Here is a 24,158-nt window from a genome sequence, read left to right on the forward strand (position 1 = left end):
TATATGGTCTCCCCCCGCTTTGCAAGGGCTTGTGAACTGAATGACAGGGACAGGATTGCTGCCGTATATCCGGCCTCTCTGTGAGAGAACTCAATCTCTCGGGCCTCAATGATTTTCGCGCGTATCGTCCTTATCACTCAAACGGTCTCTTCCGACCTGCGAGCGAGCCAGGTTTTCGATACGCCGGTCTGACCTGTGTTGTAATTGCTTGCCACAGAGCCTTCGCAATTTCTGGTGGGAAACTCCCTGTTTGTTGCGGGTTGAAGTTAGCGAGCCGTTTGCACTGAGCCAGGTTGATAATGGGTGTTGTGTCGCAAGACGGCCCAGCCGATGCGCGCCATTTTGTTGGCCAAAGCCACGACGGCCTTGTTCCAACCCCGGTCTTCACGGAGGCGGTTGATCCATCGACTCAAGGGGTCATCCCTCCCCGCGGCCTGTGTGACCACAGATCGGGCACCATGGACCAGTAAGGTGCGCAGATACTTGTCGCCCCGTTTGCTGATGCCAAGCAGGTTGTTCTTGCCGCCACTGCTGTGCTGGCGTGGAACTAGGCCCAGAGACGCCGCGACATCTCGTCCCCGGGCATAGGTTCGGCCATCGCCGATGGCGCTGCGGAAGGCGCTGGACACGATCGGTCCAAAACCTGGAACGGTCTGCAGCCGCTGACAAGCATCATCCTGCCGACCCAAGAGCTCGAGTTCGGCCGTGTAGAAAGCGATATGGCCTTCGATTTCTGCAAGTTGTTCATAGCGCCGTGCCAGCAGGTTCCGGAAACGATCGCTCAATCCGTTCTCCGCATCCTCCAGGATCTCCGGGATGGCCCTGCGCAAGGCAGCGAGCCCTTTGGGCAAGACAATGCCGTATTCACCAAGTAACCCGCGGGTGGAGTTGCTGAGCGCTGTCCGTTCTTTCACGCACTTGGATCGCATCCGGTGAAGAGCCTGCATGTCCTGCTCTTCCACTGTTTTGATCGCCACAAATGGCATGTCTGGCCGAGTCAGGGCCTCGGCAATAGCACGAGAGTCGTTATAGTCGTTCTTGTTTCCCCGCAGATAGGGTTTTACGTATTGGGGAGGTATCAACTTCACCTCATGGCCCAGGGTACGCAACTCTCGTCCCCAGTAATGGGAGCTGGCACAAGCCTCCATGCCGATCCGGCAAGATGGCAACTGGGCAAAGAATTGAAGAACCTGACTGCGCCGGAGCATGCGTTTTTTGACCTCTTTGAACCGCTTGTTGAAGCAGACGACGTGAAAGACGTTTTTTGCCAGGTCCAAACCGACGGTGGTAATATTCATCTTGGTCTCCTNTCGCTCCTCGTTGATGGAAAGTTTCTCTCTCTCCATCATGGCGCATCGACGCCGAAGTAGGTAGCGAGGGGAGACCATTTCATCACTCAAGACGCAAAGCCGCAAAGGAATCAAAAAAGGTGTTCTGGAGTAAACCAGGGACGACCCATCCCCCCTTTCGCCGCCCTCCGAAACTCTCTGAGGAGACAAAAAAGAGGACATCCGGTGCTCCGGATGTCCTCCGACCTGGCCCCGGGCCGAATTCCGGAGCGAAACGTTTTTAAATGGATTACGGCCTTTTCCTGCGATCGGAATCCGGCCTACCCCCGCAGAGCCAGCGGCTTCGCCTTCCCTGCCAGCACCGCCATGGTCAGGCGGGAAACACAGACCAGCTTGTCGCGCTCGTCGTGAATCCGGATCTCCCACACCTGGGCCGAGCGGCCGATCTGCAGGGGCCGGGCGACCCAGGTCACGAAACCGCTACTGACCGGCCGCAGATGGTTGGCGTTGACCTCCTGGCCGACGCAGTACTTCTCCTCGGGGTCGATGCAGAGGTTGGCGGCGACGCTTCCGAGGGTCTCGGCGAGGACCACCGAGGCGCCACCGTGCAGGAGTCCGGCCGGCTGTTTCGTCCTGCGGTCGACCGGCATCCGGGCGGTGAGGCAGTCCTCCCCGATCTCGGTGAACTCGATGGCGAGGTGCTCGAGCATGTTGCCCTCCGACATTATTCTCAGCTCGTCAAGGGAATAGTCGCGATACCAGATGGACATGGTCTGCCCTTTCTCGTCGGTCGTTTAGCGATTCGCCCTGCCCCCGAGGAGGGAGCGCAGGCGTCTTTTGCGGATGGCGCGCTTGATCTCCCCGGCGCGGGCCCGCACCTCTTCGCGACCGCTGGCGATCGACGCCTCGGCCTGGGAAAAGTCGGCCCAGTGGATGCCGCCCGTGCCGGGCGCCAGGACGATGTCGGCATGCCCCACCTGGCAATTGGCCAGGGCGTAGCGGGTGATGGAGTCGGAGCGAAAAACGATGTCGAGGCCGTTGTCCAGGGGCTCCGGCTCCCCGATGTCCCGACTCGTGTCGACGGCGATGACGAATTTCGCCCCCATCTCGCGGGCCGGCGCCACGGGAACGGCGTTGAGCCAACCGCCGTCCACCAGCATCCGGCCGTCCAGCGTCACCGGCTCGAGAATACCGGGGATGGCGCAGGAAGCCGCCACCGCGCGGCGCATGCTTCCCCGCTTGAGCAGGTATTCCTCCCCGGAGACAAGATCGACCGAGGTGGCGCAGAAGGGGATCCGGGCCTCCTCGATGGGGATGTCGTCCACCAGCAGGGCGTAGTGACGGTCCGAGGTCTCCTCGGGGATGAACCCCCGGCGGGTCATGATCCCCGTATAGAAGACCCCCTTGCGGGCGAACTGGGAGAACTTGAAGAAGAGGCCGTCCCCCTCGACGGCGTCCTTCTCCTTCATGAATGCGAACTTGGAGCGGCCAAACTCCTCGCTGTCCAGATAGCCGGCGACCCTCTCCTTGAGCGCCCCCACATCGGGATTGGCGGCGTAGATGGCCCCGATGACCGCCCCCATGCTGGTGCCGACGATGAAGTCCACGGGGATGCGGGCTTCCTCCAGAGCCTCCAGGATGCCGATGTGGGCCAGGGCGCGGGCCGCGCCGCCCCCCAGGGCCAGTCCGACCTTGAAGCGGCTCATTTCAGCACCTCCGTCAGAGCCTCTAACAGGCGAAGATTCTCCCTCTCGCCGCGAACCGCCACCCGCAGGTAGCGCCCGTCGAGGGGGGGGAAGTTGGCGCAGTCCCGGATCAGAATGCCGATCGGCCGCAACGCCGCGGCGATTTCGGCGGCGCCCGGCATCCGTTCCTCCAGGCGGGCCAGCAGGTAGTTGGCCTGCCCGGCAAAGACGGTCATCCCCAACTCTTCCAGGCCCTCCGCCAGGGCGCGGCGCAGGGGCGGGATCGCCTCCAGGGTGCGGCGCCGGAAATCGTTCTCGGCCAGGCAGGCCTTGGCCGCCTCCAGGGCCGGGGTCGACAGGGTCCAGGGCTCCTTGGCCGCGGCGAGGCGGGCGACGCCCCCGGCGGGGCCGGCCAGGTACCCGGCCCGCAGCCCGGCGAGAGCGTAGAACTTGGTCAGGGAGCGGAAGACCCAGAGGTTGTCGAGGACGGGAACGCGGCCGATCACCGACAGGGCGGGGCAGAAATCGACAAAGGCCTCGTCCACCGCCAGCAGGGCCCGGCCGCGCAGGCGGCGGGCGAGTTCCTCCAGGACCTCAGGACCGATGCCGACGCCCGTGGGGTTGGCCGGGTTGGCGAGGAGGACGAGGTCCGTATCGGGATGCAGGGACTCCAGGAGAGCTTCGGGGTCGAGGCGGAAGTCGTCCTCCGGCCGCAGGGCGAAGGCGTCCAGGGCGGTTCCGGCCGAGTGCAGGCTGCGCCCGTATTCGCTGAAAGCGGGAACCACGACGAGAGCCCGGCGGGGGCGCAAGACCCGGGGCAGCAGGTAGAGGAGCTCCGTCGAGCCGTTGCCGGGCAGGACGCACCTTTCTGGCAGGCGGTGATGGGCCGCGAGGGCGGCGCCGAGGGAGGCGGCGGCGATCTCGGGGTAGTGCCCGGCCAGGTCGAGGGCCTCCCGCGCGGCCTGCAGCGCCCCGACCGGCGTCCCCAGGGGGTTGATGCTGGCCGAAAAATCGAACAGTTCCGCCACCGGCCGGCCCAGTTCCCGGGCGGCCCTCAGCACCCCTCCGCCATGCTGTCCGTCTGTCATCGCCATAGTCCCGTCAGCAGCAGCCCCAGTCCCAGAGCGAGGCTTGAAGCCAGGTAGAGGATCCGGATCATAGCCCGGTAGCTCCCGGCGGTAACCGGCCCGGCCCCGTCGCCCAGAGAGGCCTTTTCCACGGTTTGGCCGAAATAGACCGCCGGCCCGCCCAGCCTCACCCCGAGGGCCCCCGCGGCGGCGGCCTCCGGGTAACCGGCGTTGGGGCTTTTGTGCTTGGCCGCGTCGCGCCGCATGATGCGCAGGGCCTCCCGACCGTCGAGTCCCAGGGGAAAGGCGGCCAGGACCACCAGCAGCCCGGTCAGCCGGGCGGGAAGCAGGTTGAGCAGGTCGTCGAGGCGGGCCGAGGCCCATCCCAGTTCCCGGTAGCGGTCGTTCTTGTACCCCACCATGGAGTCCAGGGTATTGGCGGCCTTGTAGAGCATCGCCAACACCGGCCCGCCGAGAAAGAGGTAGAAAAGGGGGGCCACAACCCCGTCCGAAGCGTTCTCCGCCACCGTCTCGATACAGGCCCGCAGGATCCCCTCCTCGTCCAGGGCTGCGGTGTCCCGCCCGACGATCAAGGAGAGGGCGCGGCGCGCATCCTCCAGCCTTCCGTCCTCCACCAGGGCCACCACCTCCCGGCTCTCCCGGTGGAGGGACCGCAGGGCAAGGGTCGTGTAGGCCGCCCACAGTGCGGCCAGCCAGCCGAGAAGGGGGTGGATCGCCCCGGCCAGCCGCAGCAGGGCGAGGGTAACGAGTCCGGTGACCGCCAGGGTCAAGCCTGCGAGCAGAACGCCCGCCACTCGCCGGTTCGCGACCAGCCCCGTCAGCAGGCCCTCCAGACGCCCGATAAGCCGACCGATAAAGACAACCGGGTGGGGCAGACCGCGCGGGTCCCCCAGCAGCAGGTCGAGGGCGAAGGCGCAGAGGATCAGGCCGCCCATCAGGCCACGTCAACCCGCTGTCGGCCGATCTTTCCCAGCAGCGGTTCCAGGTCGAGGTGACGCTCCAGGTGGTCGGCCAAGCGGTCGAGTTCCTCCTCGATGGCGGGGCCCTGGTCGGCTTCACCGGGCCCGAGGCCGCGCCGGGAGCGCAGAGCGTCGAGCAGGGCCCTGCGGAGGGCGGGATCGTCGAACAGGCCATGCAGGTAGGTTCCCCAGACCCGCCCGTCGCCGGAGACGGCCCCGTCCTCCCCCTCGGTCAGGCTCAGCAGGGGCCGGGATGAGGGCCCGCGAGCGGTCTCCCCCATGTGGATCTCGTAGCCGGTCGCCTTCCCGGCCAGCCCCGCCGCACCGGCCGCGGGCAGAAACGCCCCCGCCGCCTGGCGGGTCTGCTTGGCCGGGCAGAGCACGGTCTCGACGTCGAGCAGGCCGAGCCCCTCGGCCCCGGCGAGGCTCGATTCCACCCCCTGGGGATCGGCGACCCGGCGCCCGAGCATCTGGTAGCCGCCGCAGATCCCGGCGACCCGCCCCCCCGCGGCGTGGTAGTCGCCGATGGCCTTCGCGAAGCCGCTCCGGCGCAGGAACTCCAGATCGGGCAGGGTGCTTTTGGTCCCGGGGAGAATCAGCAGGTCGAGGCCCGCCACCCCGGCCGGATCATCGAGGTAGGCCAGTTCCACATCGGCTTCGTGTTCGAGGGGGTCGAAGTCGGTGTAGTTGGAGATCCGGGGCAGGCGCACCACGCCGATGCGCAGCTGTCCCTTCCCGGCGGCCTTTCCCTTGCGGGCCAGGCCGAGGGAGTCCTCCTCGGGCAGGTGCAGGTCGAGCCACGGAACGACCCCCAGCACCGGCACCCCGGTGCGGGCCTCCACCTCTTCGATGCCGGGCGTCAGCAGGGAGGGGTCGCCGCGGAACTTGTTGATCACCACCCCGGCGACCAGCTTCCGCTCGGCGGGAGAGAGCAGTTCGAGGGTGCCGACGACGGCGGCGAAGACCCCGCCCCGATCGATGTCGGCCACCAACAGAACCGGCGCTTCGGCCATCTCCGCGGCCCGGAGGTTGACGATGTCGTGGGCCCGCAGGTTGATCTCGGCGATGCTTCCGGCCCCCTCCAGGACGACCATGTCGTGGGCGGAGGCCAGGCGCCCGTAGGATTCCTCCACCCGCGTCCAGGCGGTCTCCTTGTAGGCGTGGTACTCAGCGACGGTCATGTTCCCCACCGGGCGTCCCTGGACGACCACCTGGGAGCCGGTCTCCGAGTTGGGCTTGAGGAGCACCGGGTTCATGTCGGTGTGAGGGGCGATGCCGCAGGCCGCGGCCTGGAGGGCCTGGGCCCGGCCGATCTCTCCCCCCTCGGGGGTCACCGCCGAGTTGAGGGCCATGTTCTGCGCCTTGAAGGGGGCGACAGACAGCCCCCGCCGGCAAAGGATCCGGCAGAACCCTGCGGCGAGAACGCTCTTGCCGACGTCCGAGCCGGTGCCGCCGACGAAGAGGGCCCGGGGGGACGCAGGGACGGGTGACGAGGCTCGGGGCTCGAGGTCCTCCGATTTCCCCTGGTCCTTTAACCTTTTTCCTTGAACTCCGTATTTCCCGGCATAGCCGCGCGGCGTCACCATCCTCCCGAAGCCGTCGACGCCGGTGGAGGCGTTGCCGACGATGACGATGGAGAACATGTCAACCTCCTGCTCCGGAAGGCCCGCCAGGTCGGTGACGACGACGGACTCCCCGGGCCGGCAGGCGTTGCGGACGATCCCAACCGGGGTCTCGGGGGAACGGGAGCGCAGGAGGATCTGCCGGGCCTCCTCGAGCTGGGTGACCCGCCCCCGGCTCCGGGGGTTGTAGAGAGCGACCACGAAATCGGCGGAGGCCGCGGCGATCAGCCGGCGGCGGATGAGGGCCCAGGGGGTGAGAAGATCGGAGAGGGAGACGACGGCGAAGTCGTGCATCAGCGGCGCCCCGAGGCGGGCGGCGGCGGCCTGCACAGCGGAGACGCCGGGGACGATCTCCACCTCCACGAGGGCGTTGCCGAGGAGTTCCAGGACCAGGCCGGCCATGCCGTAGATGCCGGCGTCCCCGGAGGAGACGAGGGCCACGGTCCTCCCCCCGGCGGCCAGCTCGATCGCCTGGCGGCAGCGGGCCACCTCCTGCTTCATGCCGCTGGCGTGGACCTCCTTGCCCTCCAGCAGGGGGGCGATCAGGTCGACGTAGGTGCGGTAGCCGACGACCGCGTCGGAGGCTTCGATGGCCTTTGAGGCGGCGGGAGTGATATGTTCGGGGCCGCCGGGGCCGATGCCGACGACGTAGAGTTTGTTTTTCATGGGATGGGAGAACCTGTCTTGAGTATCGTTGCGCGCTGCGCCCGGGGTTTGGTGTCCTAGTGCGTCGGAGACGGGGTGAGGCACCTGGTGAACGGCGAGCCAACACCCTGAAAAGCGGCGGGTCGCGTCCCGCCGGACGCCTTCCTTTTTGTCCGAGCCAACAAAAAGGAAGCAAAAAATGGCTTCCCCTGCGGGGGGCATTTCCGTCGCGGCGGTTCAGCATCCGCTTCGACCATTGAGCCGGTTATTGGGGCCGCCGCTCCGTGGCGAGGATTGCGTACCCGGCCGGCACAGCAAAGATCCCGTCCCGCCGGCCGGTCATTTCCTGACTTGACGAGGACCAATCCCCCCTCATCCGGCCTCCGGCCACCTTCTCCCTCAGGGAGAAGGAACGAGCGGAAGATCGGTTTTCAGATCACCGGTTACGGATCACCCGTCACGGACGTTCCGCCACCGCCACGGTCACATTCCCCCTCTTCACCTTCGGAAGCAGAAACGGACCGCCGCCGGAGGCGAGGATGGCGGCGGGCTCGCTGACCCCTCGGGCGCCGACGGCCGCCAGGGCGTGGGGGGAGTCGGCGCTCGGGGCCTCGACCCGGTTCAGCTCTTCGGCGGAATAGAAGGCGAGGGGCAGACCGTGGGCCTCGGCGAAGCGAAGGAGGCCCGCCTCATCCCTCTTGGCCTCGACCGTGGCGAGGCAGGCGATGCTGCGGGGCGAGAGGCCGGCTCTTTCCAGCTCGGAGAAGACCGTCTTTTCGATCTCTTCGGCGCTGGTCCCCCGGTTGCAGCCGATCCCCACCGCCAGGTTTCGCGGCCGCAGGAAGAGGACGTTATCCGCCCCCTCTCCTTCGGATCGGAGATGGTGGGTGACGAGGACCTTGCCCTCCGCGTCCCCGCGAAGCGCCTCTTCGACAGTCGCGATTCGCCGGACCCCGGCGACCCCCTCGTACCGGTAGCCGAGCAGGCCGCCTTCGTCGGCCAGGAGGATCTTTCCCCCCTCCAGCAGCAGCCGGTTGAGGGTGCGGATGGCGGCCAGGGGCTCGATCGTCATCCCCTCCTGTCGGGCGACCTCGTCCCAGGCGGGAAGACCGTTGACGTCGGTGGCGGTCGTCACGACCGCCTGCCCCCCGGAAAGGGCGGCCAGCTGCCGGGCGAGGGCGTTGGCGCCGCCGAGGTGCCCCGAGAGGAGGCTGACGGCGAAGGCGCCCCTCTCGTCCATGACCACCACCGCCGGGTCGACCGACTTCCCCTGCAGATGGGGGGCGAGAAGGCGCACCGCGATCCCCGCCGCCATGACGCAGACCAACGGTCGGCCCTCGGCGAAGAGCCGCGGCAGCACCTCCGCCAGCGGCTCCCGGAAGTACCGGCAACGGTCATCCTGCCGGAAGCGCTCCGGGAGGTGTACCTCGGCGCCGGGGAGGGACCCGTCCAGGCGCCGGGCCAGGGCGGCCCCGCCGGGGGTGATGGCAATGATGGCGATGTTCATAAGGAAACTGTTTTTCAGGTCCTGATCCGGAAACCGTGGCAGAAATCGGGATCGTAGAGCTTCGACTTCTCCGGGACCCCGCCGGTTCGGGCGGAGAGGACTTCGCCGACGATGATCAGGGCCTGGCGGACGATCCCCGCCCCGGCCACCTTGCCGGCGATGTCACCCAGGGTCCCCTCGACGACCCGCTCGTCCTCCCAGCTGGCCCGGCTGACCACCGCCGCCGGGGTCTTGGCGGTGAACATCCCCCCGGCGAGGAATTCCTCGACCACCCTCTCCAGCTTGTCGACGGAGAGATAGAGGCAGGTCGTGGCCCCGAGGGCGGCGATGCGGCAGAGGCGCTCCTTCTCGGGCACCGGGGTGCGCCCCTCGATCCGGGTCAGAACGACGGTCTGGGAGACGCCGGGCAGGGTCAGCTCCTGCTTCAGGCTGGCCGCCGCCGCGAAGGCCGCCGTCACCCCCGGCACGACCTCGCAGGAGATGCCGAGGCCATCGAGGGCCTCCATCTGCTCCTGGATCGCCCCGTAGACCGAGGGGTCCCCCGTGTGCAGGCGCACCACCCGTTTGCCGGCAGCCACCCCCTCGGCCATCAGGCTCAGCACCTCGTCGAGGTTCAAGGGGGCGCTGTCGTGGGCCTCGGCCCCGGCCTTGAGCTCGGAGAGGAGGGCGCGGTTCACCAGGGAGCCGGCGTAGACCACCAGGTCCGCTCTCTGCAGGGTTTTCAGCCCCTTGACGGTGATCAACTCCGGGTCGCCGGGGCCCGCCCCGACGAAAACGACCTTACCCTGCATGTTCAATTCCGTTCCTTGCTGTTAGCTCCCGCCGTTGGAGAAGGCCGTGGCGGAGGGCATGGGGGACGCCCCGTGGAAACCTACTTTTTGACAATCACCATCGACAGGTAATCGAGGTCCCCCTCACCCACCCCGTCCAGGTTGGAGAAGACCGCCTCGCCGGCCAGCCCGACCCGCTTGACGTACACAGCTTTTTCCTTCAGGCCGAGTTCGGCCAGCAGGTCGCGGATGCGCCGAAAGACCCGGTGCACCTTCATCAGGACGACGGTGTCGAAGTCCTCCAGGGCCCGTCTCAGCCCGCCCTCTTCGTAGGTCGCCGGCAGGACCGCGAGGCGCTCGTCGTTCAGCCCCAGGGGCAGCCCCGAAAGGGCCGAGGCGGCGTTGATGGAGGAGACCCCGGAGACGACCTCGACGGGAATCCGGGGGAACTCGTCCTTCAGGTGCCGGTAGAGATAGAGGAAGGTGGAGTAGAGAAAGGGATCGCCGATGGTGACGAAGGCGACGTTTTTCCCCGCGGCGACGAAACCGGCCACCTCCCGGGCCGAGGCGGCCCAGCTCTCCTCGAGCCCCGCCTGGTCCCGCTTCATGGGATAGACCTGGGTGACGAGTTTCTGGCGCGCGGGGTCGACGAACTCCTCGACGATGGCCCGGGCGATGGAGGAGTCCGAGCGGTCCCCCACCGGGGCCACGACAACGTCGGCCTCCCGGATCATCCGGACCCCCTTGAGGGTGATCAGTTCGGGGTCGCCGGGGCCGACCCCGACAGCAACAACACGAGCGTTCATATAAAATCCTTAGCCGTAAGCTTCCAGCTTATAGCTTCCAGCTTATAGCTTATAGCTTATAGCTTCCAGCTTCGCCGTTATTCCTTGACCGCGGTCACCACGAAGACGGGGTTGAAGGCCTCGAACATCTTGTAGTCGGTCAGCGGACGGGTGCGGGCGATATTGACCGTGGCCACTTCCACCTGGTAGCCGGCGTTGTCGAAAAACTCGTTGGCGGCGGTGAGGGTATCGAGGGTGACGGCGTTGAGAACTACCCGGCCGTCGGCCGGGAGCCGGGCGTCGACCGCCTGGAGGATGTCGTACAGGTTGCCGCCCGAGCCGCCGATGAAGACCCGGTCCGGGTCGGGAAGGGTCTCCAGGCAGGCCGGGGCCTCGCCCTCGACGAGGGTCACGTGCCGGGCGTTGAACTTGTTGAGGTTCCCCTTGATGTGCTCCAGGCACTGCTCGTTGCGCTCCACGGCGAAGATGCGGCCGTTGGGGAGCAGGTGGTCGGCCTCGATGCTGACCGAGCCGCTGCCGGCGCCGACGTCCCACAGGGTCATGTCGTGGCACAGGCGGAGCTTGGCCAGGCTCACCGCCCGCACCTCCTCCTTGGTGATCAGCTTCTTGATGGTGGCGAACTCGTCGTCGGGGATGCCCAGGGCCGGCACGTAACCCTCCCCGGCGGCCTCGTATTCCTTGATCAGGATCAGGACGTTGAGGGGGGCCGCCGCGATCTCCAGCAGACCCTTGACGTCGGTCTCGACGATCCGCTCGTCGTCCCCTCCCAGGTTCTCGCAGAGCCAGGCGGCGTAGCCGGAGCGGCCCCGCTCCAGCAGTTCGGCGGCGATAGCGGCGGGGGTGTTGCGCTCGTCGGTAAGGACCGCGACCTTGTCGTTGGCGACAATGCGGTCCACCGCGCCCTTGAGGCCCCGGCCATGGGCCGAGACGGAGACCGCGTCGTCCCAGGGGACCTTGATCTTTGCGAAGGCGTACTGGACGGAGCTGACATTGGGGACGAACTCGAAATCCTCGTCGGGCAGATTGCGCAGCAGATAGCGCCCGATGCCGAAGAAGAGCGGGTCTCCCGAGGCGAGGATGACGACCCGCCGATCGCTCTTTTTCAGGCGCTCGACCACCTCGCCCAGGTTGTTGCCGATGGCCACCTTCTCCCCGCCGAAGTCGGGGAAAAGCTCGAGCTGGCGCTCGCCCCCCATGAGGACCCCGGCCTGCTTGATCAGCTCCAGGGCCCGGCCGCTGAAGCCCTCCTGCCCTTCGACCCCCGCTCCGATGACGTGGACGCTTTTCATGGCTTTCCCTTCCTCTCCATGGACGCGGGCCAGAGCCCGAAACGGCCGGCGGCACCTCCGTCGTATCCCACCAGCAAAATTGCGATATCCGCCCCGGGGGCCAGGTTGCTCAGCCTCTCCAGGGCGTGCCCGGCCACCTCGTCCCCGAGGCGGGCCGATTCGCCGGACGCCTCGTAGACCTCCCGGGCAGTGTTGGCCCACTCTAGCTTTTTCGCCAGACCCTCGTCAAGGCCGCCGGCCCGGGCCCAGCCGGCCAGACGGGAGAGGTCGAGGCGGGAGAAGCGGACGTGGGTCTGGGGGTGACCGCAGGCGATCTTGACCAGCTTGGCGAACTGGGCCGCCAGGACGATTCGAGGCACCCCCTTGCGATGGCAGGCCTCGAGAGCGTAGCCGACGTGGTCCCCCATCATGACGCAGGCTTCCTCGGGCAGGTCCAGGACCTGCTGGGCACACTTCTCGCTGGTGCGCCCGGTGGACAGGACGACCGCCGGGGAACCGGCGGCAAGGGCCACGTCGATGGCCACGTCGACCGTATCGGTCCAGGCCTTGTGGGAAATCGGCTTGACCACCCCGGTGGTGCCGAGGATCGAAAGCCCTCCGACAATCCCCAATCGCTCGTTGAGAGTTCGCCGGGCGCGCTCCTCCCCGTCGGGGATGGAGACCGTCACCCGCAGGACCCGATCCGCGGGAAGGTCGTGAAAGACCGAACGGACGGCCTCGGCGATCATCTTCCGGGGCACCGGGTTGATGGCCGGCTCGCCCACGGCGACGGCGAGTCCGGGCTTGGTCACCCGACCGACGCCGCGCCCGGCCTCGATGGAGATTGCCGGGCCGCCCTCCCCCACTGCGGGAGAGGGCCGGGGCGAGGGGGAAATCCATGCCACCTCGGCATGGACCTCGACGCCGTCGGTGACGTCGGGGTCGTCCCCGGCGTCCTTGACCACATAGCAACTCGCCCGCGTCCCGTCGAAGTCCTGCCCCCCCAGGGGAAAGGTGGCGCTGAAGCCGGCAGGCAGGAACAGCTCGACGCTCCGCACCGGCCGCCCATCGCGGAGCATGCGGGCGGCCCCCAGGGCCGCCGCGGCGGCGCAGGCGCCGGTGGTGAATCCGTGGCGAAGGTTCTCCCCGGCCATCTCAGACCCGAGAGGCGACGTCCTGCACCGAAAGGAGGCGCAGGATCTCCCGGCGCGCCTCGCCGACGGTCAGGGGGATGTGGTGCAGCTTCACATGATCGCGGGTCTTGAGGATGTGCATCAGTTCGGCCACCAGGGGCAAGTGCAGCTTGGCCTTCACGATGGCCTCCGGGTCGCCGAAAACATCCTCCGGGGTGCCGGAACGCAGCATCTGGCCGCGACTGAGGATGGCGATCTTGCTCATGAACAGGGGGACCAGGTCGACCACGTGGGTCGCCATGATCATGGTGATCCCCTGCTTCTTATTGAGGTCCTCCAGCAGGTGCATCAGGGAGTGGACCCCCATCGGGTCGAGGCCCGCCGTCGGCTCGTCGAGGATGATGACCTGGGGCTCCATAGCGAGGATGCCGGCCACGCAGATGCGCTTCTTCTGACCGTGGGAGAGGGCGTGGACCGCCTTGCGGGCGAAATCCTGCATGCCGACCATGTGCAGGGCCCGGTGGACGCGCTCCTTGACCTCCCCGGGGGGAAGTCCCATGTTGGTCGGACCGAAGGCCACGTCCTCCTCTACGGTGGAAGCGAAGAGCTGGTCGTTGGGGTCCTGGAAAACGATGCCGATGCGGCTGAAGACCTCCCGGTCCTCGACCCGCTCGATCGGCTTGCCGTCGAGGAGGACCCGGCCCAGGGTCGGGCGCAGCAGGCCGTTGAGGTGCTTGATCAGGGTCGTCTTGCCGCTGCCGTTGGAGCCGAGCACGGCAAGGAACTCCCCCCGCCCGATCTCCAGATCGATGCCGTTCAGGGCGGGGGTGCCGTCCTCGTAGGTGTAGTGCAGGTTTTCGATCTTCAGCAAAACGTTTCAACCCTTCTTTATGCCGCGGAACCGTGGAAGCACACATGGCGCCTCTCTGATGTCAATACCCAAACAAAGCAGGAAGTCACCTCTGTGGCCGCTCTTCCCTGTCGCCTACCTGGCCAGATACAAACCAAGCAGCAGGAACGAACCGAAGACCAGAGCCAGCCAGTCCCGCCCCTGCATGTGCCCCGGGACGATAGCGGTCAGGGCGCCGCGATAACCCCGGCAGCGCATGGCCGCAAAACTGTTCTCGGCCCGGTCGTAGGTGCGCAGCACCAGCATGCCGCCGAGGATGCCTCCCGAGCGCAGGGCGTTCCTGAAGCCGGTGTACCCGAGCCGGGCCTTCTGGGCGCCGCGGATCCGCCCCCCCTCCTCGAGAAGGAGGAAGATGTAGCGGTACATGATCAGGGCCAGCTCCACCAGGACCGGCGGACAGCGAAAGAAGCGCGCCGCCCGCATCAGCTCGGGCAGGGGGGTGGAGAGAGAGAAGAAAAGAAGCACCCCCATGCCTCCCACGATCCGGGAGGCCAGCTCCAGGCCCCGCAGTACCCCTCCGGAGAAGAAGACGAACTCCTTGCCGAAGAGGACGAAGCGCAGCACCTCGCCCCCTTCCTGCACCCAGAAGAGCTGGGTCACGAAGGCGACGCAGGCCAGGGTGAAGGGGACGGCCATGCGCTTGAAAAACGACCCCGACCGCACCCCGGCCAGCCGCACCAGCAGAAAGGCGAGGCCGGCAAGGAGCAGGGGGGTGCGCACCCCGCCCGCTGTCAGGTTCACCCCCAGCGCCGCGATCAGCAGCGCCAGCTTGACCCGGCCGTCCAGGGCCACCAGAAGGCGCCGGTTCTCCCCTGCCGCATCGATGAAGCCGTGGGCGCCTCCCATCAACCGGTCTTCTCCGGGTCCTTCTTGCCGGCCACGAAGACCTTGTGCCAATAAAAGCCCATGACGAAGCCTCCGATCGCCCCGGCCAGAGCAAAAACGAAGAGGAGCAGGTCTCCCTGGTCGGTGTTGATATACGGATCCCGGGCCTCGCGCCCCAATTCGGCGGCGTATTTCTCGACCACCGTCTCGTCCACCCCGGGCCACTTCGGCTTCTCCTCTTCGCCGCGGGCAAAACCGCCATAAAGGCAGAAAAAAATGAGCGGGAGAAGGACCAGGCGCCTCATGCCGCCACCCCCAGCTTGCGCAATATGTCGGGGCGATGTTTCAGCACGTAGACGAGCATCCCCCCGGTCACCAGCCCTTCGAGGATCGAGAGGGGGATCTGGGTCGGCATAAAGGCGAGATAGATCTGCCCCAGCACCGACAGGAAGGGCCTGGTTCCGTGGAGGGCCAGGGCCATCTCGAAGGAGGTGCCGAGGTAGGTCAGGAGGTCGGCGGCCGCTCCGGCCAGAAAACCGCTCCAGAAGAGCCCGCACCCGAGCCTGCGGCCGGCCCAGAAAGCCGCGAACCCTCCGAAGGATCCGATCACCCCCATGGAGAAGGTGTTGCCGCCCAGGGTCGTCAAGCCGCCGTGGGCCAGGAACAGAGCCTGCAGCAGCAGGGAGATGAAGGCGACCACGACGCTGGCGAAGGGACCGAGAAAGATCGCGCTCATGCCGGTCCCCGCCGGGTGGGCGGTGCTTCCGGCCACCGGGACGGGAATGGGAAAACAGCTGAAGACGAAGACCGCCGCCCCGAAGATCCCCAGCAGGGGGAGGTAGGAGGGGTCGACCTCCTTCTTCCGCGTGATCTGGCGGACCCCCCAGGCGACGAAGGGGGCGGCGACGGCGAACCAGAAGAGCGCCCACCCCACCGGGAGGATCCCTTCGGAGATGTGCATGGCCGATGCCGCTTGCGGAAGCAGCAAAATCGACAGGAAAAGGGTCAAGGCCCAAGGTCTAGCTTGCTTCACTTCAGTCCTCTCTGGCCAACAGCATCAGGGCGTTGAGGATGGCGGCGGCGATCGCCGAGCCCCCCTTGCGGCCCCGGCAGGTGATAAAAGGCAGGCCGGAGGCGAGCAGCGCCTCCTTGGACTCCTCCGCGCCGACGAAGCCGACCGGCACCCCGACGACGAGGGCCGGGGAGACCCTCCCCGCCTCCGCCAGGCGCAACAGTTCGAAAAGGGCGGTGGGGGCGTTGCCGATCAGGAAGACCCGGCACCCCTCGTCCACCCCCTTGCGGGTGGCGACGATGGAGCGGGTGATCCCTTCGGCGCGGGCCGCGGCGGCGACCCCGGGGTCGGCCACGTGGCAGTCGATTTCGCCGCCGAGCGCGGCCAGCGACGCCTTGTTCACCCCCGCGCGCACCATGTTGGTGTCGCAGAGGATTCTCGCCCCGCCCCGCAGGGCCTCGATCCCGGCCTCCACAGCCCCGCCGGAGAAGCGGGTGATGGCGGCGAAGTCGAAGTCGGCGGTGGTGTGAATGACCCGCCGCACGACCGGCCACTGGCGCCGGTCGTAATCGTGGGGCCCGACTTCGGCGTCGATGATCTCGAAGCTGCGGCTCTCAATCTCATGAGGATCAAGGATAACACCGGACAGGTTCATCGCAATCGTCCCTTCAGGATGCCGCTCTTTCGCTCGCCAGCTCCCACCCCGCCTCGGCGACCGTCTCGCCGATGCGCTCGCAGACGATTTCCCCCAGCTTCGGGTGGACGCCGAGGGGCTTGCCGAGGACCATCTCCAGCCCGGGGCAGCGCTTCGTCGCCGCCTCCATCTCGGCGGGGAGGTCCTCGAGGACGTGGGCCCCGGCGAAGAGGAAGTAGGGGTAGAGGACGATGCGCCCGGCGCCCCGCGCCACGCAGGCGTCGATCCCCTTCTGGATGTTGGGGGAGTGCATCTCGCGGAAGGAGACCTCGACGATCTCGCAGCCGGTCTCGGCGCTGACCATCTCGGCGACGGCGTGGAGAGCGTTGTTGGCCTCGGCGACACGGGACCCGTGGCCCATGAGAAGAATTGCGGTTTTCATCTTTTTACTCCTTGTCTGAACAAAAAAACCCCGGCAGGCAGACCGGGGGCGCAGACATCCTTCACCCTCCGGTCACCTTTGCCATCAGTGATCCGAAATCTCTTTCCAGGCAGGCTTTCTGGCTCCGGGATCAATCCGAAAAGCCCTCCCCTTCCCGAACGGCTCGGCGTCCGTCCAGTGGGCCCGCTTCGAAAAGCGGCTGAGGGTTCGGTCCCCCGTCACAGCGGCGGGTCCGCGGGGGAGTCGCACCCCCTTTCCTGCACCTGGAAATGGTTTAACGACAGTGACTGGTGATCAGTAACGGGTAACGAGTTAAAAACAGAAAGCCTCGCCCCGTCACCCGTCACTGCTTACTAGATTTTATCCCCCTTCAGGTCGCCCTTGAAAAGCTCCCCCGCCCCCCGCGAGGCGCAGAAGTCGCCGCACATCGTGCAGGTCTGCTCGTCCTCGGGGACCCGGCTGGCGCGAATGGCCTTGGCGTCTTCGGGGAAGAGGGCCAGCTCGAACTGCTTGTTCCAGTCGAGGTCGCGGCGGCACTTGCTCATCGCCTTGTCGCGCTGGCGGCCGCGTTCGGGGTACTTGTTCATGTCGCCGATATAGGCGGCGACCTTGGCCGCCTTGACCCCCTCGACCACGTCCTGCTCGTTCGGCAGGGCGAGGTGCTCGGCCGGGGTGATGTAGCAGATCAGGTCGGCGCCGTAACGGCTCGACTGGGCGGAGCCGATGGCGGCCGAGATGTGGTCGTAGCCGGGGACCACGTCGGTGCTGATGGGCCCGAGCATGTAGTAGGGAGCGTCGTTGCTCATGCGCTTCTGCAGGCGGATGTTGGTCTCGATCTCGTCGAGGGGCATGTGCCCCGGCCCTTCGACCAGCATCTGGCAGCCCATCTCCTGGCCGAGTTCGGCGAGCTCGCAGTTGATGAGGAGCTCCTGGACCATGGCCCGGTCGTGGGAGTCGTGGATCGCCCCGGCGCGCAGGCCGTTGCCCAAAGACAGGACCGTGTCGTACTTCTTGAGGATCGAGACGACCCGGTCGAACTGCTCGTAGAGGGGGTTCTCCCGCTTGTTGGCCATCATCCAGGCGACCATCGACACCCCGCCCTTGCTGACCAGGCCGCCGTAGCGGTAGCCCTGCTTGCGAAGCCGCTCGACGGTGTAGAGATTGATGCCGCAGTGGACCGCCATGAAGGCCATGCCGTCCGCGCACTGCCGCTCGATGATGTCGAAGAGCATCTCCTCGTCGAGCTTGTTCGGGTCACCGTACTTGCGCGCCGCCTCGCAGAAGGCCTGGTAGAGCGGCACGTTCCCCACCGGCAGATCGACGGCGCCGATAACCTCCCGGCGCACCCGGTCGAGATCGCCGCCGACGGAGAGCTCCATGAGGGTGTCGGCCCCGGCCTTCTGGGCGGCCTGAGCCTTGCGGATCTCGGCGTCGTAATCGACGATGTCGCTGGAGGTGCCGATGGAGGCGTTGACCTTGGTACTCAAGCCCTTGCCGATACCGACGGCCTTGGGCTTGCGGCTATGGTTCCAGGGGATGACGATCTTCCCCTCGGCCACGCTCTGCCGCACGAATTCGGGGCTTGCCCCCTCGGCGGCGGCGACTGTTTTCATCTGCTCGGTGACAACGCCCTGGCGGGCGGATTCGATCTGGGTCTTCACGGGTTCCGTTCCTTTGTCTGTCTCGAGAGGATTATCAACTGCGACTTAACGTCAACAGCTTCTTATCGCAATGGCTCAATGAATAGATTTACGGTCTGACTTCTGCTTTTCAGCCAACAACACCTGCTCGAATGGCCGATCGAGACAGGGAATCGCAAAATAGCAGCATATACGGTCGAGCACCCTCCCCGCGAAGCGCCGCCCGGCATCATCGTACCAACGGTCGCAAGGACCGCCGACCCGCCGCGACGGCATGCCCCCCGCAGGGGAAGCCATTTTTTGCTTACTTTTTGATGGCTTGCAAAAAGTACGGCGTCTGGCGGGACGCGACCCGCCGGTTTTCATGGAACGGCTGAGTTCTCGGGGACAGGCACCCCGAGTGGTCGGGGACAGGCACCCGCAGGGAGCCAGTCCCCGGCGTCAAGCCCCCGCCCTGTCCCTGCAAAAAGCGACGAAATTCGCGGCCACCTGCGGATTGCTGCCGAAATGCAGGTGGACATAGGAGCCGAGCACGTTGCGGAGATGATAGCCCTCCGGGCCCAGGTCCTCCCCGCCGCGGCGACTCATGCGGTAGGCTCGCTCCACCGCCTCCGGCATCTCCAGCTCCGAGTAATGAAACTCGTGCCCCCGCGCGGCCGTCCCGGCCGGACCGAGGGGAGCGTCGGCGGTCAGGGTCACCTCCCGGTAACCGAGGGCCCTGCGTCGCTTCAGCATCCGCGCCCGGGCGGGGAAGACCCCGGCCATGGGATGGCCGTCGATCTCCTCGGCAAGGAGCATGAAACCGCCGCACTCGGCGTAGACCGGCAGGCCCCCTTCGGCCGCATCCCGGATCTGTCGAAGGAGCCCGCGGTTGGCGGCGATCCTTTCGGCGTGCAACTCCGGGTATCCCCCGCCGAGGTAGAGGCCGCCGATATCAGCCGGCAGAAACTCGTCCCGCAAGGGGGAGAAAAAGGCCAGCTGCGCCCCGGCCGCTTCGAGGAGTTCGAGGTTCTCCGGGTAGTAGAAGCAGAAAGCCTCGTCCCGGGCCACGGCGATGCGGACCTCTCCCGGATTTCCCCTCACCCGGCCTTCGGCCACCCTCACCTCCGGGCAGGGGGATTGGGGACGGGCGAGAAATTTCTCGATATCGACGTGATCCTCTATCCAGTCGGCCAGCCGCCCCAGGAAGGCGTCGTCGAGGGGATGGTCCCCGGCGGTCACCAGCCCGAGGTGGCGCTCGGGCAGGGCCAGCCCTTCATCCCGGGGGAGACAGCCGAGGACCGGGGGGAGGCCGGGGCTTGAAGCCATCGCCTCGCGCAGCAACTCCTCGTGGCGTGGGCTGCCGACCCGGTTGAAGACGACCCCGGCGAATTCGAGCCTCGGGTCGAAAGTGCTGAACCCCTGCACAAGGGCGGCGGCGCTGCGCGCCTGGGAGCGTGCGTCGACGACCAGCAGGACCGGGGCGCCCAGCCAGCGGGCGATCTCCGCGGTGCTCCCCTCGTCCGAGTCGCCGGAGGCGCCGTCGAACAGGCCCATCACCCCCTCGATCACCGCCAGGTCGGCCCCGGCGCAGCCCCGGACGTGGGTCTGCCGGACCCGTTCCTCCCCGCACATCCAGCCGTCCAGGTTGCGCGAGGGACGGCCGCAGACCCTGCCGTGGTGGCCCGGGTCGATGAAATCGGGGCCGACCTTGAAGGGCGCGACCGCCAGGCCCCGCCGCCGCAGGGCGGCCATCAGGGCGAGGGTGACGGTGGTCTTGCCCTGGCCGCTGGCCGGGGCGGCGACGACAATGGAATCCATGGGAGAACCTTCAAGGGCGTGGCAAAGCGACGAGTGACAGGTTAAAGCGGCAAGGGGTTCGCACGCATCACGCGTTACTCGTTACCGCCTTAGCCGTTAAGCAACTGCACCGTACGGTAGCCGTCGGCGAAGTAGTCGATCACGTTCAGGCAGCCGAAGCCCTGCTCGATGTGAAACATCTTGTCCAGGGGAGCGCCGATGGCGTCGAGGAGGATCACCCGGTTGACCCCGCCGTGGGCGACGACCAGAACCTCCTCCCCGACATGGCGGGTCACGATCTCCTTCACCGCCGGCCGCACCCGTTCCGCCATCTCGAGGAGGCTCTCGCCCCCCGTCACCCGATGGTGAACGAGGTCGTCGAGGCGGGCCTGCCACTCCTCGGGATAGGCCGCCTGCAACTCCTTCCAGGTCTTCCCCTCCCAGCGGCCGATGTGCAGCTCCCGCAAGCGGGGCTCCGGAACGGGTTCCAGGCCGTGGCCCGCAGCCAGCGGCCGCGCCCCCTCCAGGCAACGGGAAAGATCGCTGCTGTAGACGGCGGAGATCGACTCGCCGTCGAGCCTCTCCTTCAGCCCTCGGTACTGGCGCCGCCCGAGTTCGGTCAGGGCGACGTCGGCCTGGCCGTTGTAGCGCTTCTCCTCATGCCCCTCGACCTGGCCGTGGCGCACGAGATATATCCGGGTGCGTTGCATCGCTTTTTACCTCTAACCTGGATCCGTGAGTTCGGAACGGAAAAGAGTGTAATCCATTGCCCGGTCAGAACCCACGGCCGCAGGCATCAGTACAGGATGGTCACCAACAGCAGGGTCAGGACCTCGACGACCTCGGTGGCCGCCCCGAGCACGTCGCCGGTCACCCCGCCGAGGCGGCGGCGGAAGTAGGCGACCAGGCCCGCGCCCGCCCCTCCGAGCAGCAGCAGGAGGACGGCCCCCTGCCATCCGAAGAGAACGAGAGCGGCCAGGGCCAGGGTGACGCTCCCCAGCAGAAGCTCCCGCGCCCCGACGTTGTCGACAAAGGCCCCGCCGGTCCCCCCCTCGGGCCGCACGTAGGAACAGGTGGCGGCCAGCGCCACCTGCGCCCAGCGACCTGCCGCCGGGGTAAAAATCAGCGCCGCCGCCTTGATGCCCCCGGGAACATTGTGGAGGAAAAGATATTTGAGAAAGATGACCATCACCAGGGCCACCACCCCCATCGCCCCGACCCGGCTGTCCTTCATGATGCGCAGGGTCCCCTCCTGGTCCTTGCCCCCGGCGAGGCCGTCGACGAGGTCGGCGATGCCGTCCAGGTGCAGGGCGCCGGTGGCCACGATGAGGACCAGCACCAGCAGGGAGTCCATGACCGCCTTGGGGGTCAGGGGGGCGAGAAACCCCATGACCCCCACCAGGCCGAGGCCGAGGGCCAGGCCCACCGCCGGGAAAAGTCCCATGCAGCGGCCGAGGCGCTCGGAGGTCATCTCCAGGGATCGAGCGGTCGGAAAGATGGTCAGAAAAGCGGCGGCGATGCGGAAGTCCTCCCAGGCACGGCGCATCTCAGGCCTCCTCCCCTTCGGAAACCCCGGCGTCGGCGAAGGTCTTGACCTCGCGCAGCATCCGCAGAGCGCCCTCCACGAGGGTCATGGCCAGGGCCCCGCCGGTCCCCTCCCCGAGGCGCATCTGCAGGTCGAGCATCGGCTCCTGGCCGACCCGGGCGAGCATCGCCCCGTGGCCGATCTCCACCGAGCGGTGGGCGGCGAAAACATAATCGCGCACGTGGGGGTGCAGCTCCGATGCGATCAGGGCTCCGGCGGTGGAAATGAAGCCGTCCACCACGACCGGGATGCCGCAGGCGGCGCAGCCGAGGACCAGCCCGGCGATGCCGCCGATCTCGAAGCCGCCAACCTTGGCCAGCACATCGACCGGGTCGGCCGGGTCGGGCCCGTTGGCCTCCAGAGCGCGCTCAATGACCCGGACCTTGTTTGCCAGGGCGGCATCGTCGATCCCCGTCCCGCGGAAGGTTACCTCGGCTGCGGGCAGGCCGGTAAAGACGGCGGCGATGGCCGCAGAGGGCGTGGTGTTGCCGATCCCCATGTCCCCGGTGCCGACCAGGTCGACCCCCCGCTCCCGGCACCCGGCGGCGATCTCGATCCCCGCCTCCAGGCAGCGCACAGCCTCTTCCCGGCTCATCGCCGGGCCGCGAGCGAGGTTGCCGGTGATGCGGCCGACCTTGCGGATCAGCAGCCCCTCGGCCGGCTCGAAGTCGTAATCGACCCCCATATCGACGACGACCACCTTCGCGCCGGCGTGGCGGGCCAGGGCGTTGATCGAAGCACCCCCATCGATGAAGTTGAGGACCATCTGCGGCGTCACCTGTCGGGGGAAGGCACTCACCCCTTCCTCGGTCACCCCGTGGTCCCCGGCGAAGGTGTAGATCTCCTTCTGCCTTATCTCGTCGCGGCCGGTGACGGCGACGTAGCGCCGGGCGAACTCCTCCAGGCGCCCGAGGGAACCGCAGGGCTTGGCCTGGCTGTCGATGCGGGCCTGAATCTCGGCCAGTCTCTGCTCATCCACCGGGCGGATTTGATCTATTGCGGTCTGCAGGTCGATACGGGACATGTCTTCACCTTTTGCATATCGTCCAATATATCAAGTCAAAACCGGCCTCACGCCCGTTCGCTGCGCTCACTCAAGACGCAAAGACGCCAAGGAAAACCCTTAAAACTCAGCATTTGTTCCGGATGTTCTTTGCGGCTTGCGAAAGAACGCATTTGCCCTTGATTCATCTGGCGTTTTCTAATTGTAGCAATTATTTCAGCCGCAGCGGCAGCCCTGATGCCACCAGCCAGGCCTCGTCGGCGGCGGCGGCCAGTTTCTGGTTGACCTCCCCGGCCAGGTCGCGAAAAGCCCGGGCCATGCGGTTCTCCGGGACGATCCCCATCCCCAGCTCCCCCGAGACGACAAAGAGGGGCGGACCGACCGCCGGCAGAGAGGTGACGAAGCGGTCCACGTCGGCGAGAACCTTTTCGGCGTCCTCGCCGTGGTGGAAAAAAAGGTTGCTCAGCCACAGGGTGGCGCAGTCGAGCAGGACCGCTCCCTTGCCCGCCGCGGCGGCAGGCAGGGTCCCGGCCAGATCAAGGGGCTCCTCCAGGGTCGTCCAGCGACTCCCCCGCGCCTGCCGGTGCCGAGTCACCCGCTCGGCCATCTCGCCGTCGTGGACCCCGGCGGTGGCGACGTAGAGGAGGTCTCCGCCGCGCCCTTCGGCGAGCCGCTGGGCGTAGGCGCTCTTGCCCGAGCGGGCGCCGCCTGTGACGTAGGTCAGAGCCATCTCAGAACTCGATTCCACGGCGCGCCGGAATCCTGCGGTCGAGGGGGTGCCTGACCTTTTCCATGCGTGTCACCAGGGCGGCCCGCTCGATCACTTCGGCCGGGGCGTTGCGCCCGGTCAGGACGATCTCGAGCCCCGCCGGCCGGCCGTCGAGCAGGTCGAGGACCTCGGCCAGGGGGAGATAGTCCCGGTGCAGGGCATTGTTGATCTCGTCGAAGACGACGAGGTCGAAGGTGCCGGCGGCGATCCTTCGCCGCGCCGACTCGAAAGTCTCGCGGACGCTGCGTTCCACCTCCTCGCGCTGCGGCCGGGCGCCGACAATGCCGACCCCCGAAGTGAGGATCTCGAGTCCCGCCGTCCCTTCGAGAAATAGAATCTCGCCGCTGGCCGGCTCGGCCGGCTTGAGAAACCGCACCAGGAGCACCCGCAGGCCCTGGCCGAGGGCGCGCACCGCCAGCCCGACGGCCGCGGTCGTCTTCCCCTTGCCCTCGCCGGTATAGACCTGTATCAGCCCCTGTTCCATCTTGCGCACCCCGAAAACGAAAAACCCCGGACTCGTCTGGGGGAGTCCGGGGCCGGTATCGATCGTGGTGCCACCTGCCCGAACCCCTCCCGCGAAAGGTCCGTTCTTCACACCCGGGCAGGTCTCCTGGCTCGTGGATCGTCCTAGTCGCCGGGCCTTCCCGTCCCATCGGGACAGTGGCATCGCGTCCGGCTTTCGTCACCACACACAGTTGCGGGGCAGCGAGGGAGTCTCACCCTCTTCCCTATTCTCCCGCCGTCTCCATGGATCCGGCAGGCACCCAAATGTCGAAATGTNCGTTCT

Annotated in this window: 24 protein-coding genes and 2 riboswitches; all 24 genes read right to left on the reverse strand. The window is 67.1% G+C overall.

Annotated elements, in window-relative coordinates:
• Positions 1-266: 266 nt before the first annotated feature.
• Positions 267-1,298 (reverse strand): IS110 family transposase, encoded by a 1,032-nt coding sequence (locus tag C0617_RS10555; protein WP_291316989.1) that lies wholly within the window; start codon positions 1,296-1,298, stop codon positions 267-269.
• A gap of 311 nt (positions 1,299-1,609) precedes the next feature.
• Entirely contained in the window at positions 1,610-2,059 is a 450-nt protein-coding gene (locus tag C0617_RS10560; RefSeq protein ID WP_291316990.1) for a hotdog fold thioesterase, read from the reverse strand.
• A gap of 24 nt (positions 2,060-2,083) precedes the next feature.
• Complete coding sequence (locus C0617_RS10565; protein ID WP_291316991.1) at positions 2,084-2,995, reverse strand: patatin-like phospholipase family protein; 912 nt, start codon at positions 2,993-2,995, stop codon at positions 2,084-2,086.
• Positions 2,992-4,062 carry a threonine-phosphate decarboxylase CobD gene (gene cobD / locus C0617_RS10570; protein WP_291316992.1) on the reverse strand — a complete coding sequence of 357 codons (1,071 nt, stop codon included), beginning with the start codon at positions 4,060-4,062 and terminating at the stop codon, positions 2,992-2,994. Before cobD ends, C0617_RS10565 begins: the two co-directional genes overlap by 4 nt.
• A complete protein-coding gene (cbiB, locus tag C0617_RS10575) occupies positions 4,059-4,997 on the reverse strand; it encodes an adenosylcobinamide-phosphate synthase CbiB (protein ID WP_291316993.1) in 939 nt (312 codons plus the stop codon). The genes cobD and cbiB overlap by 4 nt, the downstream gene beginning before the upstream one ends.
• The gene (locus tag C0617_RS10580; protein WP_291316994.1) at positions 4,997-7,309 is read right to left on the reverse strand and encodes a cobyric acid synthase; all 2,313 of its coding nucleotides are present in this window, start codon (positions 7,307-7,309) and stop codon (positions 4,997-4,999) included. The genes cbiB and C0617_RS10580 overlap by 1 nt, the downstream gene beginning before the upstream one ends.
• Positions 7,310-7,745: 436 nt before the next feature.
• On the reverse strand, positions 7,746-8,795 hold the full coding sequence (locus tag C0617_RS10585; RefSeq protein ID WP_291316995.1) for a cobalt-precorrin 5A hydrolase: 1,050 nt from the start codon (positions 8,793-8,795) through the stop codon (positions 7,746-7,748).
• Between the two features lie 14 nt (positions 8,796-8,809).
• A complete protein-coding gene (gene cobM / locus C0617_RS10590; protein WP_291316996.1) occupies positions 8,810-9,586 on the reverse strand; it encodes a precorrin-4 C(11)-methyltransferase in 777 nt (258 codons plus the stop codon).
• A gap of 80 nt (positions 9,587-9,666) precedes the next feature.
• Complete coding sequence (cobI, locus tag C0617_RS10595; RefSeq protein ID WP_291316997.1) at positions 9,667-10,371, reverse strand: precorrin-2 C(20)-methyltransferase; 705 nt, start codon at positions 10,369-10,371, stop codon at positions 9,667-9,669.
• A gap of 77 nt (positions 10,372-10,448) precedes the next feature.
• Positions 10,449-11,660 (reverse strand): precorrin-6y C5,15-methyltransferase (decarboxylating) subunit CbiE, encoded by a 1,212-nt coding sequence (cbiE, locus tag C0617_RS10600; RefSeq protein WP_291316998.1) that lies wholly within the window; start codon positions 11,658-11,660, stop codon positions 10,449-10,451.
• The gene (gene cbiD, locus C0617_RS10605; RefSeq protein WP_291316999.1) at positions 11,657-12,793 is read right to left on the reverse strand and encodes a cobalt-precorrin-5B (C(1))-methyltransferase CbiD; all 1,137 of its coding nucleotides are present in this window, start codon (positions 12,791-12,793) and stop codon (positions 11,657-11,659) included. Before cbiD ends, cbiE begins: the two co-directional genes overlap by 4 nt.
• Position 12,794: 1 nt before the next feature.
• Positions 12,795-13,643, reverse strand: coding sequence for an ATP-binding cassette domain-containing protein (locus C0617_RS10610; RefSeq protein ID WP_291317000.1), 849 nt, complete (start codon positions 13,641-13,643; stop codon positions 12,795-12,797).
• A gap of 114 nt (positions 13,644-13,757) precedes the next feature.
• Complete coding sequence (gene cbiQ, locus C0617_RS10615) at positions 13,758-14,528, reverse strand: cobalt ECF transporter T component CbiQ (protein WP_291317001.1); 771 nt, start codon at positions 14,526-14,528, stop codon at positions 13,758-13,760.
• Positions 14,528-14,812: a hypothetical protein gene (locus C0617_RS10620; RefSeq protein WP_291317002.1), complete on the reverse strand. Its 285-nt coding sequence runs from the start codon at positions 14,810-14,812 to the stop codon at positions 14,528-14,530. The genes cbiQ and C0617_RS10620 overlap by 1 nt, the downstream gene beginning before the upstream one ends.
• Positions 14,809-15,468, reverse strand: coding sequence for an energy-coupling factor ABC transporter permease (locus C0617_RS10625; protein WP_291317003.1), 660 nt, complete (start codon positions 15,466-15,468; stop codon positions 14,809-14,811). The genes C0617_RS10620 and C0617_RS10625 overlap by 4 nt, the downstream gene beginning before the upstream one ends.
• 73 nt (positions 15,469-15,541) lie before the next feature.
• The gene (locus tag C0617_RS10630; protein ID WP_291317004.1) at positions 15,542-16,174 is read right to left on the reverse strand and encodes a precorrin-8X methylmutase; all 633 of its coding nucleotides are present in this window, start codon (positions 16,172-16,174) and stop codon (positions 15,542-15,544) included.
• A 13-nt stretch (positions 16,175-16,187) separates the two neighbouring features.
• Positions 16,188-16,595: a CbiX/SirB N-terminal domain-containing protein gene (locus C0617_RS10635; protein ID WP_291317005.1), complete on the reverse strand. Its 408-nt coding sequence runs from the start codon at positions 16,593-16,595 to the stop codon at positions 16,188-16,190.
• A gap of 90 nt (positions 16,596-16,685) precedes the next feature.
• Positions 16,686-16,877, reverse strand: a riboswitch (cobalamin riboswitch).
• 71 nt (positions 16,878-16,948) lie between these two features.
• Entirely contained in the window at positions 16,949-18,256 is a 1,308-nt protein-coding gene (gene thiC / locus C0617_RS10640) for a phosphomethylpyrimidine synthase ThiC (protein WP_291317006.1), read from the reverse strand.
• 420 nt (positions 18,257-18,676) lie between these two features.
• The gene (locus C0617_RS10645) at positions 18,677-20,035 is read right to left on the reverse strand and encodes a cobyrinate a,c-diamide synthase (RefSeq protein WP_291317007.1); all 1,359 of its coding nucleotides are present in this window, start codon (positions 20,033-20,035) and stop codon (positions 18,677-18,679) included.
• An 89-nt stretch (positions 20,036-20,124) separates the two neighbouring features.
• A complete protein-coding gene (gene cobC / locus C0617_RS10650; RefSeq protein ID WP_291317008.1) occupies positions 20,125-20,724 on the reverse strand; it encodes an alpha-ribazole phosphatase in 600 nt (199 codons plus the stop codon).
• 86 nt (positions 20,725-20,810) lie between these two features.
• Complete coding sequence (gene cobS, locus C0617_RS10655; RefSeq protein WP_291317009.1) at positions 20,811-21,560, reverse strand: adenosylcobinamide-GDP ribazoletransferase; 750 nt, start codon at positions 21,558-21,560, stop codon at positions 20,811-20,813.
• A gap of 1 nt (position 21,561) precedes the next feature.
• Positions 21,562-22,623 (reverse strand): nicotinate-nucleotide--dimethylbenzimidazole phosphoribosyltransferase, encoded by a 1,062-nt coding sequence (gene cobT / locus C0617_RS10660; protein WP_291317010.1) that lies wholly within the window; start codon positions 22,621-22,623, stop codon positions 21,562-21,564.
• Between the two features lie 190 nt (positions 22,624-22,813).
• A complete protein-coding gene (gene cobU, locus C0617_RS10665; RefSeq protein WP_291317011.1) occupies positions 22,814-23,350 on the reverse strand; it encodes a bifunctional adenosylcobinamide kinase/adenosylcobinamide-phosphate guanylyltransferase in 537 nt (178 codons plus the stop codon).
• A complete protein-coding gene (locus C0617_RS10670; protein ID WP_291317012.1) occupies positions 23,334-23,966 on the reverse strand; it encodes a cob(I)yrinic acid a,c-diamide adenosyltransferase in 633 nt (210 codons plus the stop codon). The genes cobU and C0617_RS10670 overlap by 17 nt, the downstream gene beginning before the upstream one ends.
• A riboswitch (cobalamin riboswitch) is annotated at positions 23,954-24,154 on the reverse strand. Its footprint overlaps the gene before it by 13 nt.
• Between the last annotated feature and the right edge of the window lie 4 nt (positions 24,155-24,158).

This window comes from Desulfuromonas sp., from assembly GCF_002868845.1.
Classification (GTDB): Bacteria; Desulfobacterota; Desulfuromonadia; order Desulfuromonadales; family BM501; genus BM501.